At 54.4% G+C, this 13,454-nt stretch carries 7 protein-coding genes; all 7 read right to left on the bottom strand.

The window, feature by feature from the left end:
• Positions 1-195: 195 nt before the first annotated feature.
• Positions 196-2,250, bottom strand: coding sequence for a hypothetical protein (locus JW984_13290; protein ID MBN1574165.1), 2,055 nt, complete (start codon positions 2,248-2,250; stop codon positions 196-198).
• Positions 2,240-4,651 (bottom strand): hypothetical protein, encoded by a 2,412-nt coding sequence (locus JW984_13285; GenBank protein ID MBN1574164.1) that lies wholly within the window; start codon positions 4,649-4,651, stop codon positions 2,240-2,242. Before JW984_13285 ends, JW984_13290 begins: the two co-directional genes overlap by 11 nt.
• Before the next feature lie 350 nt (positions 4,652-5,001).
• Positions 5,002-5,511 (bottom strand): SRPBCC family protein, encoded by a 510-nt coding sequence (locus JW984_13280; protein MBN1574163.1) that lies wholly within the window; start codon positions 5,509-5,511, stop codon positions 5,002-5,004.
• A complete protein-coding gene (locus JW984_13275) occupies positions 5,498-6,088 on the bottom strand; it encodes a helix-turn-helix transcriptional regulator (GenBank protein ID MBN1574162.1) in 591 nt (196 codons plus the stop codon). The genes JW984_13280 and JW984_13275 overlap by 14 nt, the downstream gene beginning before the upstream one ends.
• An 873-nt stretch (positions 6,089-6,961) precedes the next feature.
• Positions 6,962-8,260, bottom strand: coding sequence for an exo-alpha-sialidase (locus JW984_13270; protein MBN1574161.1), 1,299 nt, complete (start codon positions 8,258-8,260; stop codon positions 6,962-6,964).
• Positions 8,261-8,350: 90 nt separating this feature from the next.
• Positions 8,351-9,124 (bottom strand): DUF1648 domain-containing protein, encoded by a 774-nt coding sequence (locus JW984_13265; protein MBN1574160.1) that lies wholly within the window; start codon positions 9,122-9,124, stop codon positions 8,351-8,353.
• A 316-nt stretch (positions 9,125-9,440) separates the two neighbouring features.
• Positions 9,441-13,454 (bottom strand): inverse autotransporter beta domain-containing protein (locus JW984_13260; protein MBN1574159.1); only part of this gene is annotated, 4,014 nt, incomplete at its 5' end.

Genomic DNA, 13,454 nt, shown 5'->3' with positions numbered 1-13,454 from the left:
CACAACGGGCGTCAGCCGTTTCAAGCCTCCGCCCGCTTCGCATTTTTGAGATTTGTGGCTGTCCCCGTTCCCTCCTAAGATAAACCCCCCTTCATTGCTGCAATAGTCAATTTTAAATGAGACGTTACCCCCCCATTAAATATCTTGCCGATTCGATCCGTATTTGAGGAGGGAATATTTTAACGTCTCAGAATATCAGCTCTTTTTAAGCCTGATGCCCATCTCCCTGACAAACCTCCTTCCCCCGATAAAAAGCGCGATGGCGAGGGCTAAAAAGACTGCCAGCTTTATCCCTCCCATGAGGCGACCGTTCACATAATTCGCCGTGACGTGGCTCTTCTCCGAGATCACGATGAGTTTCACGAAGCGGTGGATCTCCCCCCTTAAGGGTATCTGAAACTGGGACGAAACGTCTTCGCCAGTCGACGAATCGGGGGCGATCGACTCATCCTTGTTGATCACGTCCTCCAGCATCTGTTGCCTCTCGTAGACGTCCCTCCTAAGCTTGATGTTCTTCTGGTAAAATGCCGAGGAGGTGTCCTTTTCTTCAAGGATCCTCTCAAAGTACTCGATCTCCTCCATATCGCCGCCGAAGAGAACGTAATCGTTTCTTTCCGGGAGGTAGAGGGTCAGCATCATCTCCGAGACGGGGATGTTGAGCGTGGGAAGCTCGATTAATATCCTTCCCAGGGTGTCCGACTCGTCCACGGGGACGAAGATGACCGTCTCCACCAAAAATGGCTCGGCATTTCTCTCAACCGTCAGGGGAAGGGGAACGAGTATCTTCTTTTCGCTGTCTACGGATACCTTGAGCGGCCTTCCCTTTAACCTCGCCGACCAGAACTCCCCTCCTTCCGGAATCGTGATCTTAAGGTACTGTAGGTTCCTGTTTCGGATATAGAAGTGGGTCCTCAACACCATTTTTCCGTCCGCCGTGACAACGCCCACGCCGTTCGCCGAATCGGCGTTGGCTGAGAGGACCGGGAGAAGCTCCCCCTTCTCCACATTAAGCGCCAGCAGCCAGTTGGGGTTGGTGTACCTGTAGGACAGCACCGGCGAAAGCCCCTTCAGGTTCAAGAGCTTGCTTGGAAGCTCCGAGGGATCCTGGGGGGCGATCTTCGCATACTTTCCCTCCGATATCTCAAAGCCGCCGCCCGATACCACGGCAAGGTAGCCCGCGTCCCGCTTGACGCTTAAGGGCACGATCTTCGGAAACTCGATCTCTTTTGTGCCCTCGGGAAAATCTTTCTCGAAGGAGAGCGTCAGCGAGTAGTTTCCGACGACCTCGTAGCCGATCCTTACCTTCAGACCGTTCTTCTTCTCGTTGAGCTCCCATCCCGAGACCCCCTCGCCCGTGACGTCGATCAGCTCCAGATAATCGGGGAACCCTATCTCAAATGAGGTGGTCGGGGCGCCCCGAACCTCGAAGTCAACGACGGCGTCGACAAAGAGCGCCTCCTCCTCGACGTCCATCACCGTCATCACCTCGGAGAGGACTATAGATTCTTCGGGTTTACTCTTCCTGACCGCCTCTCTCTCCTCCGTCGGCGCTGACACGGTGTAGTCTATCTTTATCGCCCCTTCACCCCTCAAGACGCCGTTTACCCTTCCAGCCGACCTCGATGTGACGATCCCGTTTATGCCTACGTTCTCTAACTTGCGGTCGTAGCCCATCGCTATCGTGCCCACGGCCGCTTCTGGAACCGAAAAAGTTACACTGTGTGGGCCCGGCGTCTTCGGTGCAAAGACATAAAAGCGCGCCCCCACATTGTACCTTTTGGATTCCGCCCCGTTCCCCTTCAGATAGACGTAGACCGAATCGCCCTTCGTCTTCGTGGGGGCGTATTTCCCGTCCACCGTAAGCGAGACGAGGGAGGCCCCGTCCCCGATGACCCGAAGCTCCCGCCAACCCTCACCGAAGGTGATAACGTCAAGGTCGGCGTTTACGGTGATAAGATCTGGCGAGAGATCGGCCGTGTATTTTGCCTCCTTGACGGACAGCTCGACCGGAGGAGGCGTGGGCGGGGTCGGTTCCTCCTCGAAGAACTTCTCTATCAGCGCCTTGAACTCATCCCACGGTATGGTGATGTCGGTGTTGGGCATATCGGGCGCCTTCCCCTTTTCCCCGGCGGCGACCGCCGAGCCGGCAAGGGGAAACAGTGCCAGCGACAGGATAAGGAAGAAAGATATCAAAACCGCCGAACGCAAGACCGCCGAACGGCCTATCGCCTTTACAGCCCTATTCTTCATCTTTCTTCGTCCGCCTCTTCTTCGACTCATCCTTCTCGGACTTTTCATCCTTGCCCTCTGCTTTGTCTTTCCTGATTTCGGCCAGCCTCTTTTTGACCTCGTGCCTGATATCGTTCAGATAGTAGAGAAGCCCGACAACCAGCCCCCAAAACAGACCCCACTTGAGCGCGTGGAAATCGAGGATGAAAAAAAGGTGTAAGAGGATTATTACCCCCAAGGAAACGGCGACGGCTATCGACTTATCCTTATTTATGTAGAGCCTCTTCCTCTTTCTCGCAGACCTGACGGCGAACAGCAGGGTGGCGAAAAAAGTGGCCCACGCCAGTATCTCAATATAGGAGATCCATCTCTTAACGTCCATTCCCTGGAACCTGAACTTGACGATGGACTCCTCCCCCTTCTTTACGATCGTCTTATTGTAGTCCAACTTATAACCGGAAAATGGGATATCGACCCTTACCGGCAGGACCCCCCGCTTCCTTCCCGATTTGCCCCCTATGGTGTCGATACTGTCTCTGATTACGTTCATCTCGGTCTGGCTCCGGAGCCCCCCCGACGGGGCGGGGGCATACTCCTTCTTTTCCATCGACATCTCTTCTTCGGCCACAAATCCCTCACCCGTTGAGATTCCCATATCCCCCGTGTCGTCGTAGCCCGGCTTGGATACGGGAAAAATCACAGGAGCCGATATCAGCTCCATATCCTTCCCGAGGTTTCTGTAAACGTATTTCTTCGGGAGATATAGTGTCCAGGTCATCTCTCCCACCCTGTAGTCGGTCTTAGGCGCGTAAAACGTCCTCCAGCCCGTTATCCTGTTGAACGGCTTCGTCTCTGTGCTGTAGGTCATCTCCACGACGAAAGAGGTCATCCCGCCGTCCGTCTTGACCGACCTGTCCAGCGGGATCAAAACCCTGCCGTATCTGTCCCTCGTAAGCTTTACCGGCTTATCGGAGACGAAGGCGCTCCACACCTTGGTTGTTCCCTCTCCCATATCTTCCCCGACCGATCCTTCATCCGCAGTATCCTCCCCCGCAGGCTCCTCTGCAAACATCTCATCTATCTTGAGCTTCAGGAACTGCTCGGTCGTGTTCCTCACGGTAAAGCGCGCCCTGGTGACCAGGTCCCCCCTGACGGTAAGAAGGGAAGTCAGCTCTTCCTTTATGATGACGCAGGTATCAACCTCCTCGTCCTCGTTCTTCGTGACGTCGAGCCTCAGGCCGAACGGGTGTTTCAGGTATTTATATGAGTAGAGGATCGAGTTTTCGGTGGCGGAGATCAGCTCCCCGGGGAGCTCCGTAACGTCGAGGGGGCTTAGGTTCTCGGCCTTTAGCTCGACCACCTCTACCTCCGTCGATTTTGTAACCGCCATAAAGCCCTGCTCCCTAACAATATTGAGGACCTCTATCTCCGGGACATCCACCTGGGCCGTGGTGTCCCCCATGTTTTTCTCGTAGATTACCGCCAGGCTGAAGTCGCCGCTGACCTCAAAGCTCATATTGACGGTCACCTTCACCTTTTCCCCTTCGGGGGTTATCTCCCAGTCCCTGATCCCCTCCGCCTTGACGTCAATAATATCAATATCCTTCGGCACCAGAAAAGAGAAGGTGGATATCGATTTGTGGAGGATCTCGTAGTTGATGGTCGATACCCCGCCGAGAAAGCCCTCCCCCACAGAGATCAGCGTATTGACCTTGGCCATGACCCTGAGCTCTCCCGATATCTCCTCCGGGACCGCGGGACTCCAGTAGATGGAGACGCTGCTTGTCACCGGCAGCGCCGCTTCGAGCCTTGTCGATCCCTCCAAACCCGTCGTCCTCTTGTAATTTGCTGGATCGATCGTGAAATCCATCCCAGGCTTGGGCACGGAAAACTCCAGCGTGGATACGGGCGCCATCGGTATCGGCACGTTGACGCCCACCTTCCCCGATCCCTTATCCACCGGCTTGTAAAACGTGAGCTTTAGAATGTGTCTTCCCGGTTTGTTCATGATCAGATAATAGTAGCTCCCCGACGTCCTCAGCGTCACACCCTTGCCGTCCATGGTAACGTCGGAGACCGCAAGGCTGCTTGAGAGTATCGGCACCTCTATCCACTTGTTCTCGGCAAGTACGTCGACGGCAAACTCCGCATCGAAGACCGCGCTCTCCCCCTCCAACCTGCCGGCGTAGTGCGACTCGGATATCGAGTAGTCAATCGGGGGCAGGGGGGGCTCCGGCGGCTCCTCCGGCGGAACGAGGAGCTTTTTGATCAGGTCCTTGAAATCGGACCAGGGCACGGATACGGAGCTGTTCGGAAGCTCGGGAAGCTTCGTCTCCTCCTCCGAAAACGCCTGAACCGGTGAAAACGTCAATATCGACAATGAAAAAGTCGAGATGATAAAAAGCAGAATTATCCTTCTCATGTTTACCTCCCACACTTCGTTGGTTTTAGAGATAAGACAGATTTTTTTCGATATGGTTCTTAAGTTTAGCGATTTTTTGGTAAATTAATCCTCTTTGCAGATTATTTTACCACCCTTATCGCCAAATGGGAAGTCTTTAGGGGAACGGATTTTCGGGAGGTCTCCGCCCGATTTTGATTAAAGTATGCGGGATATGAAGGGATTTGGAGCTATTTGATGTTTAAGGAGACGCCTTCAGCCTGTGGTGAGATGCGCCGTATATACATTGCGTTGACAGGCAAGGGGGCCTCTTCATTATCTATTCGGCCCCCTTGCCGTAACCGTCTAAACAACAAGATTAACGATGCGGCCTATGAGGAGGTCCGGCGCCTTCGTGCCAACATCCTGCGGAGGAACCTGACCCAGAGGCTCCACCTCGACCGCTTTTTAGGATTTTCGCTCAGCTCCACCTCGGCGTTGTCAAGGGCGTCCTCCATGAGGGCGTCGTGAAGGGGGCCGATGAACACCTGCCATTTAAGCCATTTCTTCAGGTCGCAGTCGGCGTCAACGATGTGGCGAAGCAGTACCGACCCCCGGCGTGGAACGACCTCGAATAGGTGGCGTCCGTTAAGCCCCTCGGAGAGGCCCTGGTCGATGAAATCGAAGGTAGCCCTCCTTCCGGGGACGTATTCGGTCACAAAATATCTTATCGGCCCGTGTCCACCCCTCACCCCCTCCCCGACTGGGGCGTCAAGCTCCATGGGGGGCCAATTTTCCCTCGGCCAGAGTCGGTCGTCTTCTCCCGCCAGGGTATTCAACAGGGCGCCGACCTTTTCGAGGTCTGCGCTGAAATTTCGCTCGTGTACGTTATAGATCTTCATCTCTTCCTCCGATAACGGCGTAAAATGTCTTTTCTATCATCTTGTCTAACATTTTCGGGGGGATCTTTCCCATCACAAGATACCTCTTTGTCGCCGAATAGGGGACGTCGATCAGCGCGAAAGTCGTCTTCAAAATGGACGTCTCCGCAACGTCGCCGAAGGTTCGCCGGGCATAATCCCTTATCCCCTCGTCCAGCCCCCGGGAGAGGCGCGCCGCTTTTTCCCTGACCTCCCCGGGCCAATCCCCGGAGACCAGCTCCTCCCGCCTGTGGACCAAAAGGACTTTGCCCTCGATCGGATTTTCCCTGACCCATCGGGGGGTGTGGAGCGCCGCCGAAAGCCCGTCGAGGCGGCCCAACGCCTCCAAGAATCCGTGCTGGAAGGATTCCACACTCCTGAGCCAGAGCTCGGCAAGGAGTATCTCCTTTGTGGGGAACCTGTGGTAGACGGAGCCTATCGGCGCCTTCAGCTCTTCCGCGATGGCGGACACCGTGGCCGCCCCCACACCCCCCTCCGCCACGAGCTTCAAGGCCGCGTCGAGGAAATCGGTCCCACCAAATTTCGCCTTTCTTCCCATAATAGTACTATTATATTAGTATATATATTCTAATATGTCAAGGATTTTTTAAGTTTTTTGATATTTTTACGATATTTTTCTGTGGAAATATGACGGGGCGCCTACCGGGTGACGCAGTAGATCGCAAATCTGTCGGCCGCTTTCTTATGGTAGTGCAGCGTTCTCCCGTTCGGGGAGGGCGGCAAGGCGGGCAAAACCTCTCTCCCTTTCAATGAAATAGAAACCCATCCACTAAGCCTAAGACTAACATAGACCCGTTTCACACCACCGTTTTACGCAGCAGGGAATATCGTGTCATCCCAGCGAAAGCGTAAATCCAGAAGCTTTTTACGCTCCCCCCTGCTGCGGTAACAGTGTATATACTGTCATTCCCGCGGAAGCGGGAATCCAGTTGATATTTTTCTGGATTCCCGGTCAAACCAAGAATGGCAGAATAGGTATCATTCCTGTAGGAAAAGCGTCATCCCCTTGGGAAGCGGAAAACCAGTGAAACTTTGTCCAGCCCCCCTGCAGCAAAAGCGGGGTCACGAATAAATACCGGCCACCCCTGCTAAAGGAGCGTGGTGAATATCAGCCAGTAGAAGAATCCCGCCGCCGCAAAGACAAGGGTCCAGTAGACGACTTTTATTGAAAGCCACAATTTGGATTTGACAAATTCCATCTATCTAAAACTCCCTTTCTATTTCCAATGGTCTTTAGGTCAAATAATCTTATTTGATGAGAAAGTGCCTCCCGTAGACTATCGTCGGGTAGACCACCAGAAAGCCTATAACGAGAGAAATAAGAATTCTCACGACAAATGCCATCTTGTCCTTCGATTTCATATCTAAAGCCTCCTTTCTTTACAGCTCATAAGAGAGCTTAAAAAGGGCGTTACCTCCCGCCCGATGCCCCGACCCTGTCGGCGTATTCCAGCAATCCCTTGGCGGAGAGCTTGACCACCCGAATCTCGGTCTTCGGGAAGAAGCAGACCCCCACAACCCACGGGTAGTCCTTGTCGACGGGGCAGGTGTAGTAGCTGGCGTAGATGTAGTCGCCCCTCCTGACCACGCCGGTGTACGATGTGTCGCCGTTGCTGGGAAGGTCGAAAAGAAATACCAGCTCCTTCTCCTTCACCTCGTAGAAGGCGGTCCTCTTCGTCGCCAGGTGATTGCCCATGTCAAACCTCGGGCCCATGTGGTTTCTCCCCACGGCGAATATCCTCCCGTTAACGGGGAAGAGCGTGGCGCCGTCGAGCCTCGTTATGAAGCTGTAGGAGTACTTCCACTCCTTATACGGCTCTGAGGATACGGCGATGATCGTGTTCGCCGTTGGATTGCCGAAGGCGTACCCGCCGGTGCCGAGGCTGCTGCATCGGATTGCCGAGATGATCCGGCCGTCCGGCAGAAACTCCATGCACGGCTCGAAGAGGCCGCGGGCGACGTAGACCTCCGACACCTCCTCCCAGTTGACACCGTCGCTCGACCTTAAGAGGACTATCATATGCGTCGTTCCCTCGTCCTCCACATCGTCCCCCTCGATCTTCCCGCCGTACCCGACGCCGACCTCCGCCCTCTTCTTGTTGCCGCTGGCCATCACATACCAGTTCTTCCCGTCTTTGGTCTTAGGCCTCCACAGGTTCCACCCGCCGGACGTGACCTTCCCCGCCGTACTGTCCCCGCGGCGGTCAACCACAGCTATCGTATCGAGCTCCTTGGGCGTCTCCCAGTTGACCCCGTCGTCGCTGACCGTCCAGTAGGTGGTCATCGGCTCCGGGTCGAATAGGAAGTTGGGTAGAAAGTAGACGAAGAGCCTGCCATCGATGGCGGCGAACTTCGGGTCCCTTACGTCCGTGTCCGGGACGGTGATGCTTGCAACCTCTTCCCAGTTTACGGCATCGTTGGACCTCTGGACGATGAGGGCCCCGTTTTTGTCCTCCAGGTGCCACTTCGTCCGGGCGTGGATAAGGAAAAACGATCCGTTGTAGAAGACCATGTCCGTGTTGGACTTGTGGAGCGTCCTGGGATCATCGCCGTGGGGAACGGCCACCCTGTTTTCAAGCTTTAAGACCGGATCGATCTCGAAGGGGGGCGGGGAGCGAAGATCCCAGTAGATCAGCATAACGGAGATGAGGAGAACCGGGAGGAGAAAGATGATCCCCAGCCCCGCGAGAAAATATTTTACGACCTTCATTTCATTCCTCTTAAAAAATGATTGATTGACCTGAAAAAACTCTGTGTCTCAAAAAGCGAGATTACACAATAGACTTCTTCAAACGACCATCTATCCATTCGAGAGAAAACCTTTCGCACATTTCACGAAGGCCTCTCTATCCTCCGGGGTGATAATTACGCTCGATCTCCTGTTTCTCAAGACTATCTCCACGACCCCGGTGAATTTTGTCGAAAGCTTGACAAAGGAAAACGATCCCCTTACAGGGCTTGCCGGCCTTATGTCCTCGATCTCGTCCCATTTGAGCCTGAGGTCGTAGAGGGTTCCCAGGATCCTCAGCCCCTCTTTCGTCTGGATGATGTAGTTGGGCAGGTAGGGTCTTACAAAGAAAATGAGCCTCATCAAAAGGGAGGGCTTCACCCTCTCGAAATATGGGGAGGATTCGAGGCGTATCGCCTCGTCGTCAAGCCTTCTTTTGGCGCCGAGATAAAGCGACGTAAAGACGACCCCCATTGCAAAAAGGCCCGCCGCCATCCCCGCAAGGAAGTTGTCTATGATCCCAAGGGGATAGGCGATGGTGGAGAGGTAAATAACGGCCATTATCCCCTGCATCCCCCAGTTCGTCGCCGCCATGATCTTCCCCTCAACCATACGGCTGAAGTAGAAGAGATCGAACGCAAGGATGAAGAGGAAGAAGGCGAAGAGGATCACGAAGAAGAGGGGGCCGAACGTCCCCTTTTCGCTGTAGTGGTCCGGGTTTCCGGCTATGTCGAAGTGGGTCGGGATCAGGTCGGGGAGGTGGGGATAGGCATAATAGCCGATCAGGGCGACAATCCCGAGGATAATCAGCGCCGGCAGATGGTATTTAAACACCTTTAGATACATAACCCTTCCCGAGAAGATGTTCAAGCTCGCAAGTAATGGTGCGGCATCTTAATCGAGTTTTGAATAGACTACCAGAATTGGAGACTAATTGCAACCGTACTTGGCCTGTTTTCCACGGTTTGTTTATAGAATTTAAGCTTTTTTGAACGGGTGGGTGAATGTGTCGTATCCACACGGCGGCGATGGAAGTTGCCTTTTAGCTCTTAGACAAGTGGGAAGCCTTGTGTCGTATTACTCGGCGGCGATGGGAGAAAAAAAGGGGGAGCAGGATTTGCCCCCCTGCCCCCCTTTGTCCCGGTTGTAGGACTCTTAGAGCTTACGGCGTTATAACATCGCCCGCGCCGAAGTCTGTACGAACCGGCTGGTCCTGATCCACCAGAGGTTGGGGCAAGGTCTCGCCGACATCGTAGTTTCCGCTCCACGTGCCGTCGCCGCCGGCAGGCCTAAATCCGTTTTCGCCCCATAACACGTAGTTGCCTCCGCCTACCGTGCCCGTATCGAGATACAGCATGTAGCGATCGACGGCTCCGTTTACTATCCCGGAATTGTCGTAGAATATCGTGGGGGTGGACGCGACGTTTCCTATCAAATTGAATCCTATTATGTATCCTCCAAATGCTGCAGAGGTTGTTGAGACAATATCCATGTAGTTATGCTTGATGTTGGCGAAGACGTCGAGAGCCCCGTAGAGATACGTTCCATAAGCCAAATTGGCGCTGGACGTAACAGACATCGCATTCCCGGAGATCAATAATGGGCTTGCAGCCGAGCCTAAGCTTCCGCTGGTCGAAAACAATTGAATGCCGTATGTGCCGCCACTTCCACGGATGTTATTTAACATGTTGTTCCCGGTGATTGAGCCGAAGACGTCGTTAATCGATTGGATATAGATTCCGTACGCATCGTTGCCGGTAGACGTTGCGGCAATCAAATTTTCGGAGATAAAGAGGGGACTTGTTGCCGATCCTATGCTGTTTCCGAGAATATACATGCCGTAAATGTGGTCCGCACCCGTGATGGTATTGGACATGTCGTTTCCTGTGATACTGGCGAAGATGTTTCCTGCGGCGGCCGCCGGGGCCTGGAGCCAAATCCCGTAGGCATCGGATGTGAGTACTCCGGTGTCGACCGTTGCTGTAATCGAGTTCCCCGAGATGATCACCGGTCTTAAATCGGTCCCTATGTTCCCGGCTGCTGAATTAAGTCTGATGCCATAGGCCTCAGCATTTGCGGTGATCGTATTCGACATGTCGTTTCCGATTATTGATGAAAAGATGTTATTTACGGAACTAAAATAAATCCCGTGTGCAATGCTTCCGACGGCGGTGAGGGCGGCCGTTACGGTCATCGGGTTCTCCGAGACGATAACGGGGTTTGACTCGGAGCCTATGCCATCGGCACTCATGTAAATGCCGTAGGCACTATTAACTCCGGATACCCCGCCCGACATATCGTTTCCGACAACATTGGCAAAGATGTTCGAACCGGCGCCGTTTGCATTAAGATACATCCCGTACGAGATACTGCCGGCATAGGGGCAGTTCACGGTCATCGGATTACCCGCGATGATTACGGGTCTCGTCTCCGAGCCTAAGCTCCCCGCGGTTGAAAGGAGGTAAATGCCCGTTGCATTGCTGCCCCCCGTGATCGTGTTCGAGAGATCGTTTCCGGTGATGGCGGCAAAGCTGCCTGTAGTTGAATGGAGATGTATCCCGTATGCTTCACCGGGGTCGGACGTTGCGGTTATCGGGTTCCCGGAGATGATTACCGGACATGCCTCAGATCCCATGCCGCTTGTGAGGTTATAAATGGAGATGCCGTAGGCATAGTCTTCTGCGCTGATATTGTGCGACAGGTCGTTTCCTATAACTGCGGCGAAGATGCCTGTTCCCGCCGCTTCCTCTAACCTGATCCCGTAGGCGCTCACATTGGGCAGGCCGCTGCCTGTGGCGTTTACGGAAACCGGATTCCCCGAGACGATTACCGGACATGCCGCAGATCCCATGCTTCCGTTGACCGCGCGCAGGCGAATGCCGTAGGCCTCCAATTCACCGTGGATTGAGCTCCCACCAGATGCTGTCTCTCCCATATAGTTTCCGGTGATGGCTGCAAAGAGGTTGTTACCCGCCCATATGTTAATGCCGTACCCGTTCGAATTGTAGCCCGTTACGAACATCGGGTTCCCGGAGACTATCACCGGGCTCGTCTCAGAGCCTACGTTTCCGTTGGGCGATAGAAAGTTAATGCCGTAGGCATTATCATTCCCCCTGACCATACCCGTCATGTCATTTTCGGTGACGACCGCGAAGATGTCGCCGTTCGGGGCTACAGCGCTGGCTTCGATGGAAATCCCGTACGCGTCTGTAATATTGGACGTTACGGTCATCGGATTTTTGGAGACAACAACTGGCTTCGTCTCCGATCCTATGTTTCCGTTGATGGAACGAATTAAAACCCCGTAAGCCCATTCGCTTGCCTCAATAGTGTTCGACATGTCATTTTCTACCACATCGGCAAAGATATCACTATTAGCAAATAGGTAAGCCCCGCACGCTCCAAAGATGTCGGAATAGACTTTCATTGGGTTTCCGGCTACTATTATCGGCCTTGCCTCGGACCCCAGGCCCCCTGAGCTCGAATAAATGTAAATCCCGTAGGCCTCGGTATCCGCCCAGATGCTATTGGACATGTCGTTCCCGGTAACATAAGCGAAGATGTCGCTTCCGGCATTGATGCGGATACCCCACGCATCTCCGGTGTTACCCCTGACATTTATAGGGTTTCCCGATACAATCAGGGGGGTTGTCGCAGAGCCTATGGCTCCGGACGCGTCAAGATATATGCCGGCGCCATTGCTGTCTCCCTCGATCGTGTTCGACATGTCGTTTTTGGTAATCTTCGCGAAGATATTGCCCGGCGTAGCAAGGCCTATTCCGTATGCGTTTTCTCCAGTCGACTCGATGTCGAAGGTGTTGTTGGCGATGATGATCGGATTCCCCTCACTGCCGATGTCCGCTCCGATATCGGCACGGATCCCGTAGGCGCTTAAGGCGTTGGTCAGTGTAAACGTGTTGTTCGTTATCTTTATCCCCGTGCCCCCCGAGCCGTTTATGATTTCAATGCAGTAATTGATGCCGTTGGCGTCAAAGCCGAGGCCGGTTACGGTGGGGTTGGCCGCGTTGAGATGAAGTGTGTCGCCGAATACGGTCGGGTGGCCGGAATAGGGCATGTTCGATACCGGGTATTTCGGGTGGTTTACCCCCGATCCCCAGAGGAGGAAATCGGCGATGTCAAGAGAGAGAACTCCGGCGACCGACTCGTCCACCGTCGCGATCGTCGAGCTGTTCATAACGTGGATCGTCCTGCACGTCCCGGCAATAATCCTCGGGTCGCTGGCAAGGGCGAAAGAGAGCGTGGCGTAGGGATTTTCCATCGTCCCGTCCCCCGTGACGTCGCTTCCAGTCTCGCTCACAAAGACGATGTCCTCGATCTCCCCCCCGCCCCCGGGGATGTTGTCGTTGTCATCATCGACAATAACCTTTACGTCAACGTCCCTCCTCACAGGCTCGACCATCCTGGCCTTCAGCTCCCGGCTACCGGTAAACACGTCCCCGATACCCTCAAATGGGTTCTTGCCCGTGACCAGATTTCCCATGGAGAAGGGGACCTCGAACGTGACCTCGCCGTAGTGCTCGGCCTTGCTGTAGTTGTCGTGGTGAAACTCGTAGTTGAGCCTCATGAAGTCGGTGGGGATAATCTCCAGCCTCGTCATAAAACCGTTGATGTCCCTGACGCGACGGCCCTGATAGTTGTACCCCCCGACGTAGGCCCACGTCTCCACATATTTGGAGATATAGGGTATCCTCACGCCCGCCTCGTAGTCGAAGCCGCGTATCGGCTCCTCCACACGACCGCCGGTAAGGACGATCCCGCTGTCCGACAGGGCGTACTTGGCGTAGGGAGTCCCCAGGCCGTCGATCTTCGTGTGGGAGAGGGGATAGTAGTAGTTGAAGCGTCCGGTCAGTCCCAGGTTAAAAGACTCAAGCGGGATATCGGCCATAGCCTCCAGCCCCAAGCCCCACTGCTCGTGGTTGGTTCCCCAGTCTGTCCTTCTCTGGTCGTAGTATGCGTTCAGCCCCAGGATCAATTTTTCATCCCAGAGGAGGCGCCTGTACCCCGCCCCGAGGTTCACCTCCCAGCCTTCGTGGTCGTTGGGGGTGTACTTGATGTTACTAAAGACGATGTTCTTCTCGTCCTGGTAGAGGGGAATCAAAAAGTCCATGATGTATAGGACCCTCGACTCCGTCCCGAAGCGGACCCCCGGCCTGAA

Source organism: Candidatus Zymogenus saltonus (assembly GCA_016929395.1).
GTDB classification, from domain to species: Bacteria; Desulfobacterota; Zymogenia; order Zymogenales; family Zymogenaceae; genus Zymogenus; species Zymogenus saltonus.
The sequence above is the reverse complement of the archived record's forward strand: the minus strand, read 5'-3'. Positions and strand labels throughout refer to the sequence as shown.

Bases quoted from the DNA above. Each gene is read 5' to 3' on its own strand.
- JW984_13290 (MBN1574165.1), bottom strand. From the start codon at position 2,250: ATGAAGAATAGGGCTGTAAAGGCGATAGGCCGTTCGGCGGTCTTGCGT.
- JW984_13285 (MBN1574164.1), bottom strand. From the start codon at position 4,651: ATGAGAAGGATAATTCTGCTTTTTATCATCTCGACTTTTTCATTGTCG.
- JW984_13280 (MBN1574163.1), bottom strand. From the start codon at position 5,511: ATGAAGATCTATAACGTACACGAGCGAAATTTCAGCGCAGACCTCGAA.
- JW984_13275 (MBN1574162.1), bottom strand. From the start codon at position 6,088: ATGGGAAGAAAGGCGAAATTTGGTGGGACCGATTTCCTCGACGCGGCC.
- JW984_13270 (MBN1574161.1), bottom strand. From the start codon at position 8,260: ATGAAGGTCGTAAAATATTTTCTCGCGGGGCTGGGGATCATCTTTCTC.
- JW984_13265 (MBN1574160.1), bottom strand. From the start codon at position 9,124: ATGTATCTAAAGGTGTTTAAATACCATCTGCCGGCGCTGATTATCCTC.